This is a genomic window from Rhodococcus sp. NPDC056506 (genome assembly GCF_042794945.1).
Classification (GTDB): domain Bacteria; phylum Actinomycetota; class Actinomycetes; order Mycobacteriales; family Mycobacteriaceae; genus Rhodococcus_F.
Genome location: NZ_JBHTSW010000068.1, coordinates 1 through 17631, shown reverse-complemented (window position 1 = coordinate 17631; position 17631 = coordinate 1). Strand labels below are relative to the sequence as shown.

Sequence of the window (17631 nt, the reverse complement as noted above, 5' to 3'; positions counted from 1 at the left end):
ATCCGGCCGAAACCGGTCACGACCTCGTCGACGACAAACAGAATGTCGTGCTCACGGCAGATGTCACGCACCTCGGCCAGATACCCCTCCGGCGGCAGATACACCCCACCCGCACCGATGATCGGCTCCGCGAAGAACGCAGCGATCTTGTTCGCACCGATCTTCTCGATCAACTCGAGCAGGCTCTTCGCATCGTCCCAGCCGACGGTCGCCGCATCCGCCATCAGCTCGCCGTAACCCTCACGGTTCACCGGAATACCAGCCAAAGCCGTTCCCGCAACGTGCATTCCGTGATACGCCTTCTGACGTCCGACGATGATCGTCTTCTCCGGCTGCCCCACCTCGTGCCAGTACCGGCGAGCCAGCTTCGCCGCAGTGTCCACCGAATCCGAACCACCCGAAGTGAAGAAGATCTTGCTCCCGGCAACCGGCGCGATGGCCGCCAGACGCTCCGCCAACACCTGCGTGGTCTCGGGAACAAAATCACCGAAGTTGGAGAAATGAGCGATCTTCGACAACTGAGCCGCCACCGCATCCGCGATCTCGGTGCGCCCGTGCCCGACATTGGTGAACCACAGGCCCGCCGTCGCATCCAGATACCGAGTGCCCTCGGAATCCCAGATGTACGCGCCCTCACCGCGTGAGACGACAAACGCGCCGTTCTTCTCCACAGCGCCCATGTCCGCGAACCCGTGCCACAATGCCGAAGCCATCATTGTCCCCTCCCAACTGGATACGTCCGAAATAGATAAGTCAGTTCACGCGGAGTGCGGGCGGAAGTACCCGCTCGACCCACTTGGTTGCCTGCTCGAACGCGTAGGCGAGTTGGAGAACGTCCAAGTCGGCGCCGTGCCGACCGATGATCTGGATACCCATGGGAAGCGAACGATCATCGAAGCCGACCGGCATCCCCGCAACCGGAACCCCGGCCATCGTCCAGGGAACAACCGTCTCCATCCACCGGTGATACGTGTCCATCGACCGGCCGTCGACGACCTCGGGCCAGTGAGTGTTCTTGTCGAAAGCAAACACCTGGGCGCTGGGAGCGAGAATGTAATCGTAGGTTTCGAACATCTTGGTAATGGCCGACAGCCAGCCGTTGCGAGCCTCCGCGGCCTTGGTCACGTCGAGAGCCGAGAGTGTGACCGCGTGCTCGAGCTCCCACAACAGTTCGGGCTTCATCAACTCGCGCATGCTCGGATCGTTGTACTGATCGATCAAGCCAAGCTGTGCCCACCAACGCCATCGCAAGAACAGTTGCCAGATGTCCTCGGGTTTGAAGTCGGGAAGTGCTGCCTCGACGTGGCACCCCAACTGTTCGAAGACCTCGAACGAGGATTCGCACAACTCGAGGACTCCAGGTTCGGTTGCCAGGTAGCCGTTCCAGTCACCGACCCACGCAATCCGAGAGCCCTTCAGATCACGGGCGAGGCTTTCGGTGAATACAGCGGGATCCTCGCGAATCCCCAACGGTGCATAGGCATCCGGCCCCGCCATCGTGGAGAGCAGGTGGGCCACGTCGGTGACGGTTCGGCCCATCGGGCCCACAACAGCGCCCTGCGCAATGAATCCCGTCTCCGGTACGCGGCCCCAAGAAGGTCGAAATCCCACAACATTGTTGAACGCCGACGGGTTTCGGAGCGAGCCCATGTAGTCGCTTCCGTCCGCCAACGGAAGCATTCGGAGCGCCAACGACGCTGCGGCGCCTCCGCTGCTACCGCCGGCGGTGCGCGAAGTGTCGTACGGCGACACCGTCGTACCCCACACCGGGTTGTACGTCTGAGAGCCGAGCCCGAACTCCGGTGTGTTGGTCTTGCCGATCACGATGGCGCCGGCAGACTTGATCCGCCTGACGAACAGTTCATCTTCTTCGGCGATTCGATCCGCGAACATCGGCGACCCGGACGTGAACGGCAGACCCTTTGCTGCCGAAAGGTCCTTCACTGCATGCGGAAACCCGTGCATCCAACCAAGATAGTGCCCATCCGCCAACTGAGAATCACGCTCGCGCGCCTCCGCCGTCAACGCTTCCCGATCCCGCAGTGCAACAATCGCGTTCACGGCCGGGTTATGCACTTCGATCTGGTCGAGGAAGCTGTCCATCACCTCGACACATGACACTTCACGCCGGCGTATCAGACCACTGAGCGTCACGGCATCGGCCATGACGAGATCGCCACTCTCAGCCACACCGGAATCGCTCTCGTCGACAGGGTCAGCAGCATGAACCATCGTGAATCCTTTCAAGCAGTGAAGTGGGGTGCGCCGGGAGATACACCGGACGGACTCACCGCCACCGGCAACTGATTCGAGGACGAATAGCCGGTGGCGGCGCGACTATCGAAGTTTCCAGCGAGGTTCTTGCCGACTACTGACCGAGATCGACGATGGCAGCGACGGGGCCGCCGCCTTCGGGACCCTGGTGCGCTGCCGACACCGACACGAACACTGCCGGATCACCGGTGACAGCTGCCGTGACTCCGCCGACACACGACTTGATCTGGCGGTGCCAGTGCACGTCGGAGTCGTCGAGCATCGCATTGCGACGGCCGCGGACCGTTCCGTCCTGGCTGGCCTCGCACTTCAAGAACACGTTGACGAGCTGGCCGTCCAGGTCGCTCGAGTGCGGCCGCTCCGGTAGCTCGAGGCCGGCGTCACGGATCGCCGCCCAGATGCCGTCCTGATCGAGCGGATCCTTCATCACGCTGTGCCCGATGCGGTAGCGTCCGCCGACGCCACGCGCGTTGCCGACGACAACGATCTGAGCGCGGTCCAACTCGACGCCGGACGAGCAGGATGCGACAGAGGAGAAGAGTTCGCGGCTGTGCATGACATCCTCGTCGGTCGGCATGTCGATTTCGCCGAGCGCAACCGCGATTCCCAGAGCCGTTCCGCCGTTGGACAGGTCCATCGACTCATGAGTCTGTTCGGTCCACACAGTCTTGCCGCGGCTCTTGGCGTCACGGATGGTGTGGATGGTCAGCAACGGAGTCTTGGTCTGCACGTAGTGCACGTCGGCGGGATCGGTGATGCCGGCATTGGCCATCGCATCTTTCACTGCCGCAGCTACTTTGGTGATCATGGCCGTACGGCCGATGTCCTCGGGCAGCAGTTGCTCACTCATGGCAACGCCCACGGTCAGTCGCGGCTCGTCGGTCTTGGTGACCTTGTCTGCCGGTACCGTCGCGAAGATCGTCGCGTGCGGGCTGATCACGCCGTCCGTACCACCTGACCAGACGATCGGCACCTGCGCCACCTCTTCGAGGCTGCGATTGCCCTTGGCGGAGAGAACCTCTCGAAACGCTCGGTCCGCGATGATGCGCGTGTAGTCGTTGACGCCGCCGTTACCCTCGGTTTTGCCGATGACTGCAATGACGCGGTCGGCCTCGAGGACACCGTCGTCGATCAGCTTGGCGAGCTCACTGGCGTCGGAGACGCTGTGGAGCGGAACCTTACGGACCTCGATTGCTTCGGGCATTGGCATCTCCTTGTATAGGGAATCGTGGAGGCAAAATTGGGCCTTGACAGTTCCCGGCGCCCAGTCCAGCCGAGCGGTTCGGAACTGCCATGCCGACCACGCTATGACGACTCGAACCCTTCGGCATCGTCAATACTTGCCCAAACGAAAACCGTGATTGGTTATTTCGACTCCGATTCACCGGTTGTGCGCCGCCCCATCGGTTCTCACTTACGATTCGACCATGGACACCACTGTTGTCGACCATCCGCTGGCGGCATCTCTGCTCACGACCATGCGCGACGCTCGCAGCGACAACGCAACATTTCGGTCCGCCCTGCGCAGACTGACGCACATGTTGGTCTACGAGGCCACGCGCGGCGCAGAAGTGGAACGATTCGACATCGAGACGCCAGTTGCTCCGACGCAGGGAGTGCGACTGGCGAATCCGCCGCTCCTGGTACCGGTCTTGCGTGCCGGCCTCGGCATGGTCGAACAAGCGAGCGCCCTCATTCCGCAGGCAGGAGTTGGTTTCGTGGGAATGGCGCGAGACGAGAAGACACACCAGCCGGTTCCGTATCTGGAGTCCCTGCCCGCTGATTTGTCGGGCACCCCCGTCTACGTCCTCGATCCGATGTTGGCAACCGGTGGATCCATCGTCCGCACAATCGATCTGCTCGTTGCGCGCGGAGCAACCGACGTGACTGCAATTTGCGTCGTCGTGGCTCCGGAAGGGATCGAAGCGTTGAAGAACTCCGGGCATCCGGTCCGGCTCCTCACCGCAAGCATCGACGACGGCCTGAACGAAAATGCTTTCCTGGTACCTGGACTCGGAGACGCCGGCGATCGCCAATTCGGACCAAGATAGTCGGCAGACATACGGAGACCACTCATTCCGAGAGAGTATTTTCGTCAACTGTTGACAATGTTCACTGTGCGATCGAGCGTAGTCTCGCGACATGGATAGATCTGCCAAATATTCGAGCGAAGAGCTTCAACATTTGCCAGAAGGTGGCGACTACAGACTGACGGTTCGGGATGTCCTCGAGCTGCCCAGTCTGCGTGGAGCCGAAGTCCTTGCCGGGCACGGGGGCTTGCGCCACCTCGTTCAATCGGTGAACGTGATGGAAGTACCGGACATCCTCGCTTGGGTGAAGCCGAACGAGTTGTTGGTGACAACCGGGTTCCCGCTGCGCTACGGGCGGACCGGAGAGCTTCTCGACGACACAGATCTCAGTGACCTCGTCGACGGTCTTGCACGCCGAGGCGTCGCGGCACTCGCTGTGAAAACGGGCCGCTATCTCGACGAACTGCCCGAGGCGATGCTGCACATGGCGGAGCAGCGAGGTCTGCCACTGTTGGTTCTTCCCGTCACCGCAGGATTCGACGAGGTGATCTCGGAGGTCTTCACGAAGTTGGTGGCGAAGCAGTCCGCGGCACTCGACATTGCCGATCGACTTCACCGCTCGTTGACGTCGATCGTCTTGGAAGGCGGCGATCTACCTCAGATTGCCGCAGAATTCGCCGCGCTTTTCGACGTCAGCGTTCTGATCTGCTCGCCGGACGGGAGGGTACTGACCGAGGCCGGGGATTCAGCCGCGCTGAACGCGCTTCCGTTGTTCGAAAGCACCGGTCGGTTCCTGACCGAACGGGTCGCCGTCGGTTTACAGAACGCACCCAAGGGATTTCCCGGCCAGTTGGCGCTCACCCGAGTGGTGGCCGGCGGCACCGACCACGGCCGGATGGTGGCGTACGCCGGTACCCACGAACTCGGCGCCGTAGTCGTACAAGCGTTGGAGCGAGCGGCCACCGTTGCTGCTCTGGCCGTCACGAAGCAGTTGGCAGTTGCGGCAGTGGAATCCAAGTTCCGCGGCGACTTTCTCCGCGACGCACTGATAGGCGAAGCCGGCTCGCCTACGGAAGTAAGCGCGCACTTCACCCAGTTGGGGTGGGACGTTACTCGCCCCCTTGCCGTTGTGGTTGCAGAACTCGACGTCGACCACCCGGAATCCCAGCACGCGAATTCCACTCGCACGGACCAGGATCGACTCAGTGACGGCTGGCAACAAGTGGTGCGTACCCACGAGCGGACGGCACCGTCCGTCGGGTTCCGACACGAGGTGGTCACGCTTTTCCCGACCAGCACCGACCGCGCGGTTCGGGACATCGAAGGGTTGGTTCGCAAGGTTGCCGGAGATCGCACCAGCGGCCGCCGCTCCTTCAGCACGGGAGTGAGCCGGGTGATCTACTCCCTGGCCGACCTTCCTGCTGCCTACGACCAAGCCTGCACAGCCGTAGTCGTCGGCCGACGCATCAACGGGCCGGGGCGGATAGCGCACTTCGACGAACTCGGCGTACACCGACTCCTCTCGCTTCAGACAGACAAGAGCGAACTACGCTCGTTCACCGATGACGTTCTGAAGTCCTTGTCGGCGGACAACGCCGAAGCCGCGGACTTGCGTCTCACACTCCAGACTCTGCTCGACTGCAATTGTAATGTCGCCGAGGCCTCCCGGGCACTGCATATGCATTACAACACTTTGCGATACAGAATCGGAAAGCTGGAGAGCGTCGTCGGATCGTTCACCGACGACCCCGTTCTCCGGTTGAACGTCTCACTCGCCCTGCAGGTCATGAAGATGCACGAAATGTCATGAAAATGCACCAAATAGGCTGACAGAGCGCCCCGATTACGATTCGACACAACCGTAATCGCGCCATGCGGTGAGCGTTCGTCACTTCTTACCCACCACTGACACCCGTCGTCGGCAAGGTTACCCATGTGCCGTTCACCGGTGCCCGCTTACGGTTCGAAAGACGGGCCGCACATACCTCCTTCAGTGGCCCTGGCCGGTTTCTCGGTCCAGCGGACCGGAGTCGACCGAACTACGGAGGCCTCAACCACCAACTGGCTCAGCCAATTACACCAGAACACGGCGGTGCGACATGAACTCGACTTCGAAGCCTCACAACACAAGTGCTCGTAGTGGTCCGTTACACGACGTGATAGTCGTCGACCTCACGCGCGCACTCGCGGGTCCTCACGCGGCAATGATGCTCGGCGATCTGGGTGCCGACGTGATCAAGGTCGAATCACCTCATGGCGGCGACGACACCCGTGGGTGGGGGCCGCCTTTTGTCGAGCCCCCGTTGGAACCCACGTTGGAACCACCGAACACACAACGCGAATCGACGTATTTTCTGTCCACGAACCGGAACAAGAAGTCGATCACGCTCGATCTCAAATCTGACAGTGGGCGTGCAACCCTCGAAGATCTCGTCTGCCGCGCCGACGTTCTCATGGAGAACTTCCGCACCGGGGTGCTCGATCGACTCGGATTCTCCACCGAGCGGCTGGCCGAACTGAATCCTCGACTGATCGTCCTGTCCATCAGCGGTTTCGGCCACGACGGTCCGGAAGGCGGTCGCGCCGGCTACGACCAGATCGCCCAGGGGGAAGCCGGACTCATGTCGCTCACCGGATCGAATCCGGACGACGTCCAAAAGGTCGGAGTTCCGATCGCCGATCTTCTCGCCGGGATGTACGGGGCCTTCGGCGTCGTCGCAGCCTTGAAGGAACGCGAGCAGACGGGGAGAGGCCGCGTTGTCCGAACGTCGCTCTTGGCCAGCGTGGTCGGTGTTCACGCGTTTCAAGGAACGAAGTGGACCGTCGCCGGCGAGGTAGGCGCAGCGCAAGGCAACCACCATCCCTCCATCGCACCGTACGGACTCTTTCGTACCGGCGATGGCGCAGTACAGATCTCGGTCGGCAGCGAGAGTCTGTGGAGAAGATTCTGCGAAGGGTTCGACCTAGATCCTGACGCCCCGGGTATGGCAACAAACGCCGAACGCGTCGAAAATCATTTCCAGGTAGTCGAATTGATCGAACGTACCTTCAAACCGTACTCGCGTGACGAGCTTCTGACCGAACTCGACCGCATCGGAATACCGGCAGGACGGGTTCGGACGATCTCCGAGGTGTACGAATGGGAGCAGACCCGATCACAGGGATTGCTCGTCGATGTCGACCACAGCACGCTCGGCAACATCACTCTGCCCGGCCCGCCGCTGCGATTCTTCGAACCGGACGGAACCGAAGTGACGGAGACCCGCCACACGGCACCGCCGGTTCTCGGTGAAGACACTGACGAAGTCATGTCGTGGCTACAAGGATTCACCCGATGAACCGCCTGACGGCTCGCGACTTGCTCGACCTGGTGGTCGATGCCGGCACCTGGGAGTCGTGGGATACCCCTCCGATCCCCGTCGCGACCGACTCCGATTACGCGGAAGCACTTCTGCGGGCCCAGGAGAAGACCGGGCTCGACGAGTCCGTCCTGACAGGCAGCGCCTCCGTCAGAGGCCGCCGCGTAGCAATCATCGTCTGCGAGTTCGGTTTTCTCGGCGGATCGATCGGCGTAGCAGCCGGCGAACGCCTCGTCGTCGCCATCCGACGAGCCACGCAAGAGCGTCTGCCCCTTCTTGCGCTTCCCACGTCCGGGGGAACGCGCATGCAAGAGGGGACGACGGCGTTTTTGCAGATGGTCAAGATCACCGCGGCGCTCATCAAGCACAAAGAAGCGCACCTGCCCTACATCGTCTATCTCCGAAACCCCACCACCGGAGGCGTATTCGCGTCCTGGGGATCACTCGGTCACGTGACGATCGCGGAACCGGGAGCCCTCGTCGGATTCCTCGGTCCCCGAGTGTTCGAGGCCTTGTACAACTCACCTTTCCCTGCCGGTGTCCAGACAGCCGAAAACCTTCACGAGCACGGACTCATCGATGCAGTGAGGCCGCCGGACCAGCTCGCCGAAATCGTCGAACGCGCATTGCGCATCATCACCGGGGCGCGTCGTGGGTACTCACTGCCCAGTGACCCGTGCTCGTACGACTGCCCACCCGATACGTCGGCGTGGGAATCCGTCGTCGCATCCCGGCGCGAAGACCGACCGGGGATTCGTGAAGTGCTGCTCAATTCCGCTTCGGACATGCTCCCGCTCAACGGAACCGGCCAAGGCGAGAACGATCCCGGCATCATGCTCGCACTCGTCCGCTTCGGCGACATGCCCTGCGTCCTTCTCGGACAGGACCGTCGCGGGCAGACTCCTCACTCCCCACTCGGCCCCGGCGCTCTGCGGGAAGCTCGGCGAGGAATGCGGCTGGCCGCAGAACTCGACCTGCCGTTGGTGACGATCATCGACACGGCGGGCGCGGCACTGTCGAAGGAAGCCGAAGAAGGTGGACTGGCCGGCGAGATCGCTCGGTGCATAGCCGACATGATTGCACTCGAGGTCCCCACCATTTCCCTCCTGCTCGGGCAGGGCACCGGCGGCGGTGCACTGGCGCTGATTCCGGCCGATCGAGTGCTGGCGGCCCGCCACGGTTGGCTCTCGCCCTTACCTCCCGAAGGTGCGAGCGCAATCATGTTCCACGACATCACGCACGCGCCGGACATGGCTGCCAGTCAAGGGATACGGTCCTTCGATCTGCTCGCGGGCAGCATCGTCGACCGGGTCATCCCCGAATTCCCCGATGCAGCGGACGAACCCGCAGCATTCTGTACTCGTGTCGGAGCGGTGCTGCACTACGAGCTGAGCGTGCTCACTGCTACCGATGCGACCGAACGGCTCATCACCCGCACCGGACGCATCGACCGTATCGGCCTGGTCGAAGCCAGTACCTCCGTCTGATCGATCACCCAGAACGCCGGAAAGGCCGGACATCCTCCGTGGAGGATGTCCGGCCTTCGTCAATCGAGCACACTCAGCCAGACGTCACGTGAGCTGCTTGGCGGGTTCCTCCCGATCGCCGCCGGGAGCCTTCGAATCCGGCTTGTTCGGTTCCGGATTCTTCGCATTCAGTTCAGGATTCTTCGAACCTATGAACTGGCACAGGTGGTACATCCCGATCACGACGATGGTGCCGAGCGCGATGCCGCTGAGTGAGAACGTGTCACTGAACTTCAGAGCCGTGTCACCGATACCGATGATGAGGCCGGCCGCGATCGGCATGAGGTTGAGCGGATTACCGAAGTCGACGCCGTTCTCTTTCCAGATCTTGGCGCCGAGCAGGCCGATCATGCCGTAGAGCACCACGGTGATTCCGCCGAGAACGCCGCCGGGCGTCGCAGAGATGACGGCACCGAACTTGGGGGAGAAGCCGAGCATCATGGCGACGATGCCGGCAACCGCGTAGGCGGCGGTGGAGTACACCCGGGTCGCTGCCATGACACCGATGTTCTCGGCGTACGTCGTGGTGGGCGAGCCGCCGACGCTGCTGGCGATAGCGGTGGCGAAGCCGTCACCGGCAAGCGCACGTCCCATGTACGGGTCGAGATCGTCCCCGGTCATCTCGGCCACGGCCTTGACGTGGCCCGCGTTCTCCGCGATCAACGCGATGACGCCCGGAAGGACCAGGATGATGAACGTGAGGCTGAACGACGGGGCGTGGATGCCGACGATTCCGTTGGCTTCGTCCGAGAACGGGGGCAGGCCGAACCACGACGCCGAGTGCACCGAATCCCAGTTGACGCGGAAGTGCTCGGTGATTTCACCGGTGCCTGCGTCGTACGAGGTAATCGTGCCCGAGACGCGGTCGAGGATCCAGGAGAGGGCGTAGCCGAAGATCAGCGCCAGGAAGATGGCGATGCGGGCCATGAAGCCGCGTAGCGCGATACTCATGACGATCAGGGCCACCATGACGATCAGGGCCACCCACTGGTCCTGCGGCCAGTACAGCCCCGCGACGACGGGTGCCAGGTTGAATCCGATCAGCATCACCACCGCGCCGGTCACCACTGGCGGAAGAACCTTGAACACGACCCGGCCGCCGAGGAAGTGGATCGCGATACCGATGGCCGCCAGGACGAGTCCGGACACCAGGATCGCGCCGGTCACCTCTGCGGACGTTCCGCCCTGGGCGCGAATGGCGGCGATACCACCGACAAAGGCCGCCGACGTTCCGAGGTAGCTGGGAATGCGTCCCTTGACCACCAGCAGGAAGAAGAGCGTACAGAAACCCGACATCATCACGGCTAGTTGAGGATTGAGGCCCATGATGATCGGGAACACGAACGTCGCGCCGAACATCGACACCACGTGCTGGCTGCCCAGCCCGATGGTTCTTCCCCAGCTGAGCCGCTCGCCGGGAGCGACCACTTCACCCGGTTTGATGTTCTTTCCATCTCCGTGCAACGTCCAAATCGGCATGATGGGACCTTTCGTGCAGAGGAAGGTGTCCGAACGCTGAGTGTGCTCCAGCTCACAAAACACCGTGACTGGAGTGAAACGCTATTACAGCGCGGGGGTATCGACGTGATGACAATCTGCCAGAACCCACCGACCCGGATTGGCAATATTAGTGATTGATGCCGCGCATCGCGGTTATCTTCAGTGCTAGAGACAGATCCAGCCGGAGTTCGGGTTGCGCCGTGAAGGGTCCCAGCATTTTCTCCAGCTTAACGACCCTGTAACGCAGTGTGTTGTAATGGAAGTGGAGCTTGCGCGCCGTCTCGGCAATGTTGATGTTGGTCGCGAGCAAGACTTCCAATGTCTTGCGCATGTCCTGCGCTTCGGCAGTTTCCTCCGTCAGTTCCCGCAGCGTCTCGCGGGCGAACGTCTCGAGCTCGTTTTCGTCCTCGACCAGACTGAGCAGTCTGTACACGCCCAGATCGTCGAACTGAGTCACCGTCCACGGACCGGAAATCCGCCGGCCGACGGTCAGTGCGGTGCGCGCCTGGCTGTAGAGCGCAGGGACGGCTTCGATCGCAGCCGTCGGCCGGGACACCCCGACACTGAACGGCCTTCTCCCGCCGCCACCTTCGCCGCGAACGACCGTGACGAGGTCCCGCACCAATGCCATCGTGTCGGTGCCGACGCCCATGACGATCACCGTCTCGCCCGTCAGCGCGGTCACCGCCGCGCCGGGATCACGGTGAGCGATCGCGCCGGAGAACGCCATCGCCTGACGATCGACGACGGGCAGCCGAGCGGGCGCCGCGGAGGTCGGTTCGTCGACCGGGTCCGGCTCGATCGAGACGATCACCAGCGGGCGATCGAAATCCCACCCGAACGTCTTGGCGTGGGAGACAACGTGATCGTGGTCCCCGGCCCGGCCGAGGAGAAGGTCGTGAACGAAGTTGGCGCGATGGCGTTCCTCCACCGACGCCACGGCCTGTTCGCGGGTGATGACCAAGGCGCACACCGACGCGGCACGCTCGACCAGGTACTGGTCGTAGCTCGTCATCACGCGCTCACCGGTGAACAACGCGAGACGCCCGTGGTCGATGTGATTGGCGGAAATCGCGGACACCGCGATGAATTGGCCGTCGAACTCGTGCAGACCCAACCCGCCCTCGACGGTGTCGGTCCGCAGACGACCGGTGGAATCGACGGCCGGGCAGGCTGACAGATGCTTGCGCTCCGCGGCGTCCCCGGCGCGGCAGATCTCGCGTCCGTCCGAGGTGGTGACCAGAGCCGCGCCCTTCATCTCGCGCGCGATGACTTCGGTCAACTGCGGGAGTCCGCCGCCGCCCATCACGACGTCGACCAGGAGCCGCCGCAACCGCTCGGCCCCGAACATGGCGTCGATCTGCGCCGACTCCGTCTGCTCACGGTCCCGCGCCGCGGGGTGATCGCATGGGCCGTGAAAAACCAGAAGCGGAAAGTCGGCACTGTCGGCTGCGTCGACCAGTTCCGGTGCGAGAGTGTCCCCGTCGGCACTGAATTGGACGGCAAGGGCTGCAACTCCGCGCGTCGACAAACGTCCGACGAATGCTTTGAAGGGTTCGGTGACCCGGGCGAGGGTTTCCGGGGTGGTGATCAGCAACTGCCCGCGTCGTAGCCACGGCCCGATGTCCGGAACCGCCATGAATCCCACCCGCGCAACCGTCGGGTCCTCGCAGCCGCCGGAAACCTTTCGAACACCAGGAAGGAGCGGGGTTCGAAGAAGTTCGGAGAGAACAGCATTCACCTCGGATGCCGGTACGGCCGGGTTTGCCACTTGGCAGGCACCTCGATTTCATTCGGATCACGGAAGATGGTTCACGAAAGAAACGATCCTATCCCCACCGAACACAAGATGTCCGAATTCAACGCAGTCGACTCAGGCCGTTCGATGCAGGGCGGTCGGATTCTCCTGAGGTGGCGGGTGGATCGGCCCCTGCAGATCCCGCAGTTCCAAACCGGAGGCATTGCGCAGGGTCTTGGTCATCTCGGCCAGGATCGACACTGCAGTTTCCTCCGGCGTCCTGGCGCCGAGATCCAAGCCGATCGGCGAGTGCAGACGCCCCAACTCGGCGTCGGTGACGCCTCGCTCCTTCAACAGCGCCACCCGACGCTCATGCGTCGCACGACTTCCCATCGCGCCCACGTAGGCAGCGTCCGAACGCAGCGCGATCTCGAGCAACGGGATGTCGAACTTCTCGTCGTGCGTGAGCACGGCCAGGACGGTTTTGTTGTCGATCGGTGCGGTTTCGAGGAACTTGTGTGGCCACATGACGACCAGATCGTGGGCGTCGGGGAAGCGCGCCCGTGTCGCGAAGACGGGCCGTGCGTCCACGACGGTCACGCGGTAACCCGCAAAGGCGCCCAACGTACACATCGATGCCGCGAAGTCGATGGCCCCGAACACGTACATCCGCGGTAGTGGCGCGAAGATCTCGACCAGCAGGTCGTGCTGCGAATCGATGAGGGTTCCCGCCGGCGAGACAAAAGCTACGGACTCACCGGTCTCCATCGTGCGCAGCAGGACGGAGACTTCTTCCTCCGTGGCATCCAGATCCCCGCTGCGTCGGCCGTGCTCGACGACGAGGTGCCTCGCCGGTGCACCCGGACGCACTTCGGTGACCACGACGACGGGCGCATCCGCCTCGATCCGTTCACAGACGTGACCGAAGTCGGCGAAACCTGCTCCGACCGCCTGGACGAACACTTCGATGGTTCCGCCGCAGGTCAGACCCACTCCGATGGCGTCGTCGTCGGAGACGCTGAAGACCTCGACGCGGCTGGTGCCGTCGGCGAGAACCTCCTGGGCGATCTCGTACAGGGCACTCTCGATGCACCCGCCCGAGACGCTTCCGACCACCTCACCGGAGCGTGAGACAGCCATCGATGCTCCTGGCATACGCGGTGACGATCGCCAGGTACGGACAACCGTCGCCAGCGCAAAGTCCTCGCCACGGCCGTGCCACTGCGCCAGCTGAGTGGAAATGTCGCGCATCGCCTCGCCTCCCGCTTGCATTGCCGTCTGTAGAGAGTTCACGGTATCGGCCCACCGCAATCCTTCCTGTCACACAATGCGCCTAAATCCGGGCCCTGCAGTTGTGCAATGTCGCCGTCGCATCACCTTGCGCTCTCGACCAGTGTTGTCACCGAGCCCAGCCGAAAGCAGGCCTGACCTTCATTCTTCCCCTCTCCGACGATCACTGCATCCGTAACTCACGCAGATGGTGCCGACGGATCGAGTGGGCGACGTTGCACACCACAGAACCGAGGTTTCTCCGATGGACCAATTGCTCAGCGGTATCAAAGTTCTCGACCTCACCCGTGCTCTCGCGGGGCCTCTGTGCACATCGCTGCTCTCGGACTTCGGCGCCGACGTGGTCAAGGTCGAAACCCGTGGCTCCGGCGACAGTTCGCGTCAGTGGCCGCCGTTCGACGGCGATCGGAGCCTCTACTTCGCTTCCGTGAACCGCGGCAAACGGTCGATCGCCATCGACATGCGCAGTGACCGCGGGCGGAAACTGCTTCGCAGCCTGGCACTCGACGCAGACGTGCTGGTCGAGAACTTCCGTCCGGGAGTGCTGGCCGACATGGGGCTCGATCCCGACTCGCTCGAGCAGGAGAATCCGGGGCTCGTCGTGATGAGCATCAGTGGTTTCGGCCCGGTGGGCCCGGACCAGTTCGCGCCCGGACTCGATCAGGTGGCCCAGGGGATGTCCGGGCTGATGTCGGTCACCGGCGCCGGGGATCAGACTCCGATGAGAGTCGGTATCCCCATCATCGACACTGTCTCGGGCATCTATGCAGCGTTGGGGATCACGGCGGCGCTGGCCTCTCGCGGTCGCGACGGCCGTGGGCACCGCGTGCAGACCTCGCTGCTGGAATCCGCGATCTCGATCATGACCTTCCAGGCGCAGGACTACCTGAGCACCGGACGCGTTGCGACGCCGAACGGCAATACACACCCGACGATCACGCCGTACGGCGCTTTCGACACCGCAGACTTCCCGATCAACATCGCCACCGGCTCGGACAAGCACTGGATCGCGCTGTGCTCGGTACTCGGTGACCCCGACCTCGCCTTCCGTGCCGAATATGCCACGGGTAAAGAACGTTTGGCGCACCGAGACCAACTGACCAAAGAACTCGAGGACCTACTGACCACCAAGGGTGCGGCGCAGTGGATCACCGAGATACGCGGTGCCGGAATTCCCTGCGGCCCGATCCATTCGATCGATCAGGTGTTCTCCGACCCGCAGGTCGAGGCATTGCAGATGGTCGCGCAGACACACAGCGCCGACGGGACGTCGATTCCCGTTGTCCGCGGGCCGTTCTGGGTGGACGGCAAGACTCTTCCCGTCAGGAATGCACCACCCATGGCTCTCGGCGGTGACGCCGACGCCGTCCTCGCCGACTTCGGGCTGCGTCCGGAGGAGATCGAAGACCTTCGCGCGCATTCGGTGATCTGACCGCACACTAGTAACAGAGCAGACGCTCTGTTACTGTGCGTTCATGCCTCGGCCACGCGTCCACGACCTCGACACACTGCTCGACGCTGCCGAAAAACTTGCCGCCACTGCCGGGCCGAGCGCTGTCACGGTCCGGGCAGTCTCCGACGCCACCGGTGTATCCAACGGGGCGATCTACCACGCATTCGGCTCTCGCAGTGGACTGGTCGGTAGCGCGTGGCTGCGTGCCGCGCAGCGTTTTCTCGCGCTTCAACAATCGAGAGTGGACGACGCTCTCGCGGACCCCGCGCCGACCTCCGCGGTTTCCGCCGTCGTCGCAGCCGCCGAAGTTCCGGCCGTCTTCGCGCTCGACTACCCACAATCCGCGTTGCTGCTGCTGACGATTCAGCGCGACGAACTGCTCGGCACCGACGTCCCCGCCGACATCGCCGAGAAACTCACACAACTCGACCGGTCTCTGGTCGAGTTGTTCATCCGGTTGTCGACCGCGCTCTGGGGCCGCAAGGACGGCCGAGCCGTCGAAGCAATCGAAGCCTGTGTTGTCGGCCTGCCTACCGGACTGCTCATTCATCCCGCCAAACGCGCCGACGGTTGGCGAGTCCCCGACGCCGCAGCACGCGCGCGGTTGGATGCCGCCGTTCGAGCGGTTCTGCATCTCGACCCACCACTGCCCAAGCCCCGCAACAGGAAAGGCCAATCATGACCGCAACTCTGCGCTTCGAAGACAAGATCGCCGTTCTCGATCTCGGCGAGGACGAGAATCGATTCTCGCCGGATTGGCTCGATTCCGTCGACAAGCTACTCGACCAGGCTTTAAGCGAAGGCGCACATGCCCTGGTCACCACGGCGACGGGCAAGTTCTACTCCAACGGACTCGACCTCGACTGGCTGGGCGCGAATGGCGATAAGGCGAAGTGGTATGTGCAGCAAGTCCAGTCGCTGTTCGCCCGGATGCTGACGTTCCCCATGCCCACCGTCGCGGCGATCAACGGCCACGCCTTCGGAGCCGGCGCCATGCTCGGCATCGCGCACGATTACCGCGTCATGCGCGATGATCGCGGCTACTACTGCTTCCCGGAGGTGGACATCAACATCCCCTTCACCGAAGGAATGGCAGCTCTCATCCAGGCCAAGCTCAGCCCGGCGTCGGCAATCGTCGCCATGACCACGGGGCGGCGATACGGCGGAAGTGACGCATTCGCAGCCGGTTTGGTGGACTTCACCGCTTCCGTCGATGCTTTGACCGCCAAGGCCATCGAAATGGTTGCGCCGATCGGCCCGAAGAATGCGGGCACGCTGGGGGCAATCAAGTCGACGATGTTCGCTTCAGTGGTCACCGCTCTGAACACCGACGGCTAGAAGCGACGGACTGTGTTCTCGCAGAGCCGCTTCCAGATCGTCGGCAACACTCTCGGGATCGCGGCCTTCGGTGCTCAGAACCACGTCGACCCCGCTGAGCGATGGCATCGAACCGGCCAGCCGTTGTGACGCCTCCACCAACTCGTCCAACCCGGCCCAGCCGGCCGGTTCACGCTCGATGATTCTGGTACGCAATGTATCCGGATCGGCCTCGAGGCGCGCCAGCAGGTGCCCCTCGGCGCCGGTCGCGGCCAGCAGGGCGCGCCCGTAGTCGTCGTCTTCGACGGTAGCCGTGAGGAACAGGAGTTCGTACCCCGCTTCCCGGTACGACGCGCACAGCATCCCGACGTGTGCGATTGCCCGTTCGGTCCCCAGCGGCGGATAGCACCGCTCGAGTTCGTCCACCTCGATCATCGCGTTGCTCACCCCGGCCTCGCCGAGTCGATCGTGAATCGCGGTCAGCACGGAACTCTTCCCCGCGCCCGGCGGGCCTGTCAGCAGCAGTACGAACACGTCCTCCACTATTGCAGAGCCGTAAGCACGTCCAGAACCTTGTGCAGGCGCGGGGCGACGAGAAAGCTGAGAAGACAGCTTGACGTGTACTACAGCCCTGATCGGAGCACAGCGATGACCACCACGATCACCGAAATCGCGCCGGACATCTACCGACTGTCGACGTTTGTGGACGAAGCGAACCTCACGATGAACCAGTTTCTCGTCGACGGCGAGGAACCTCTGCTCTTCCACACCGGGCAGCGAGCGTTGTTCACCTCGGCTTCCGACGCACTCTCCACGCTGATCGAAATCAACCGTCTGAAATGGATCACGTTCGGTCACGTCGAGGCCGACGAATGCGGGTCCATGAACTCCTGGCTTGCGGCGGCCCCCGAAGCGCAAGTTGCGCACGGTGCGATGGGGTGCTTCGTTCAGGTCAACGACCTCGCCGATCGGGCGCCACTTCCCTTGCAGGACGGCGATGTACTCGAAACCGGCAGCCGCCGAGTTCGGCACATCGACACCCCACACGTCCCGCACGGCTGGGACGCGGGATTGATGTTCGAGGAGACGACGTCCACGCTGTTCTGCGGAGATCTCTTCACCGCATTCGGGCACCACCTGACCG

At 63.0% G+C, this 17631-nt stretch carries 15 protein-coding genes; 8 read left to right on the top strand and 7 right to left on the bottom strand.

The window, feature by feature from the left end; translation table 11 throughout:
• The 3 genes from ACFQ6H_RS28820 to ACFQ6H_RS28810 form a co-directional block, all read right to left on the bottom strand.
• The coding region (locus tag ACFQ6H_RS28820; protein ID WP_378650270.1) for an aminotransferase class III-fold pyridoxal phosphate-dependent enzyme at positions 1-713 on the bottom strand (713 nt) is incomplete at its 3' end.
• Between the two features lie 40 nt (positions 714-753).
• Positions 754-2232: an amidase gene (locus ACFQ6H_RS28815; protein ID WP_378448503.1), complete on the bottom strand. Its 1479-nt coding sequence runs from the start codon at positions 2230-2232 to the stop codon at positions 754-756.
• Between the two features lie 136 nt (positions 2233-2368).
• The gene (locus ACFQ6H_RS28810) at positions 2369-3478 is read right to left on the bottom strand and encodes a ring-opening amidohydrolase (protein WP_230817695.1); all 1110 of its coding nucleotides are present in this window, start codon (positions 3476-3478) and stop codon (positions 2369-2371) included.
• Between the two features lie 223 nt (positions 3479-3701).
• Here ACFQ6H_RS28810 and upp point away from each other — a divergent pair, with 223 nt between their 5' ends.
• The 4 genes from upp to ACFQ6H_RS28790 all read left to right on the top strand — a co-directional run bounded on the left by upp (position 3702) and on the right by ACFQ6H_RS28790 (position 9150).
• The gene (upp, locus tag ACFQ6H_RS28805) at positions 3702-4325 is read left to right on the top strand and encodes a uracil phosphoribosyltransferase (RefSeq protein WP_378448505.1); all 624 of its coding nucleotides are present in this window, start codon (positions 3702-3704) and stop codon (positions 4323-4325) included.
• Between the two features lie 91 nt (positions 4326-4416).
• Positions 4417-6114: a PucR family transcriptional regulator gene (locus tag ACFQ6H_RS28800; RefSeq protein WP_378650268.1), complete on the top strand. Its 1698-nt coding sequence runs from the start codon at positions 4417-4419 to the stop codon at positions 6112-6114.
• 289 nt (positions 6115-6403) lie between these two features.
• On the top strand, positions 6404-7642 hold the full coding sequence (locus ACFQ6H_RS28795; RefSeq protein WP_378650266.1) for a CaiB/BaiF CoA transferase family protein: 1239 nt from the start codon (positions 6404-6406) through the stop codon (positions 7640-7642).
• Positions 7639-9150: a carboxyl transferase domain-containing protein gene (locus ACFQ6H_RS28790; protein ID WP_378650264.1), complete on the top strand. Its 1512-nt coding sequence runs from the start codon at positions 7639-7641 to the stop codon at positions 9148-9150. The genes ACFQ6H_RS28795 and ACFQ6H_RS28790 overlap by 4 nt, the downstream gene beginning before the upstream one ends.
• Positions 9151-9234: 84 nt before the next feature.
• On the opposite strand, the gene ACFQ6H_RS28785 is transcribed toward ACFQ6H_RS28790, so the two are convergent.
• From ACFQ6H_RS28785 to ACFQ6H_RS28775, 3 genes are all read right to left on the bottom strand, one after another.
• Positions 9235-10668, bottom strand: a complete 1434-nt coding sequence (locus tag ACFQ6H_RS28785; protein WP_378650262.1) for a uracil-xanthine permease family protein — start codon at positions 10666-10668, stop codon at positions 9235-9237.
• A gap of 148 nt (positions 10669-10816) precedes the next feature.
• Positions 10817-12460: a PucR family transcriptional regulator gene (locus ACFQ6H_RS28780; protein WP_378650260.1), complete on the bottom strand. Its 1644-nt coding sequence runs from the start codon at positions 12458-12460 to the stop codon at positions 10817-10819.
• Between the two features lie 102 nt (positions 12461-12562).
• Entirely contained in the window at positions 12563-13678 is a 1116-nt protein-coding gene (locus tag ACFQ6H_RS28775; RefSeq protein WP_378650258.1) for an XdhC family protein, read from the bottom strand.
• A gap of 283 nt (positions 13679-13961) precedes the next feature.
• Between ACFQ6H_RS28775 and ACFQ6H_RS28770 the strand changes: the two genes are divergently transcribed.
• The 3 genes from ACFQ6H_RS28770 to ACFQ6H_RS28760 are packed head-to-tail and all read left to right on the top strand — an operon-like array spanning position 13962 to position 16508.
• Positions 13962-15149 (top strand): CaiB/BaiF CoA transferase family protein, encoded by a 1188-nt coding sequence (locus tag ACFQ6H_RS28770; protein WP_378650256.1) that lies wholly within the window; start codon positions 13962-13964, stop codon positions 15147-15149.
• A gap of 43 nt (positions 15150-15192) precedes the next feature.
• Positions 15193-15852: a TetR/AcrR family transcriptional regulator gene (locus ACFQ6H_RS28765; RefSeq protein ID WP_070797533.1), complete on the top strand. Its 660-nt coding sequence runs from the start codon at positions 15193-15195 to the stop codon at positions 15850-15852.
• Positions 15849-16508 (top strand): enoyl-CoA hydratase-related protein, encoded by a 660-nt coding sequence (locus ACFQ6H_RS28760; protein WP_020971410.1) that lies wholly within the window; start codon positions 15849-15851, stop codon positions 16506-16508. Before ACFQ6H_RS28765 ends, ACFQ6H_RS28760 begins: the two co-directional genes overlap by 4 nt.
• Here ACFQ6H_RS28760 and ACFQ6H_RS28755 read toward each other — a convergent pair.
• A complete protein-coding gene (locus ACFQ6H_RS28755; protein WP_378650254.1) occupies positions 16476-17021 on the bottom strand; it encodes a hypothetical protein in 546 nt (181 codons plus the stop codon). The genes ACFQ6H_RS28760 and ACFQ6H_RS28755 overlap by 33 nt on opposite strands.
• A gap of 114 nt (positions 17022-17135) precedes the next feature.
• Here ACFQ6H_RS28755 and ACFQ6H_RS28750 point away from each other — a divergent pair.
• Positions 17136-17631 (top strand): MBL fold metallo-hydrolase (locus tag ACFQ6H_RS28750; protein ID WP_378650252.1); only part of this gene is annotated, 496 nt, incomplete at its 3' end.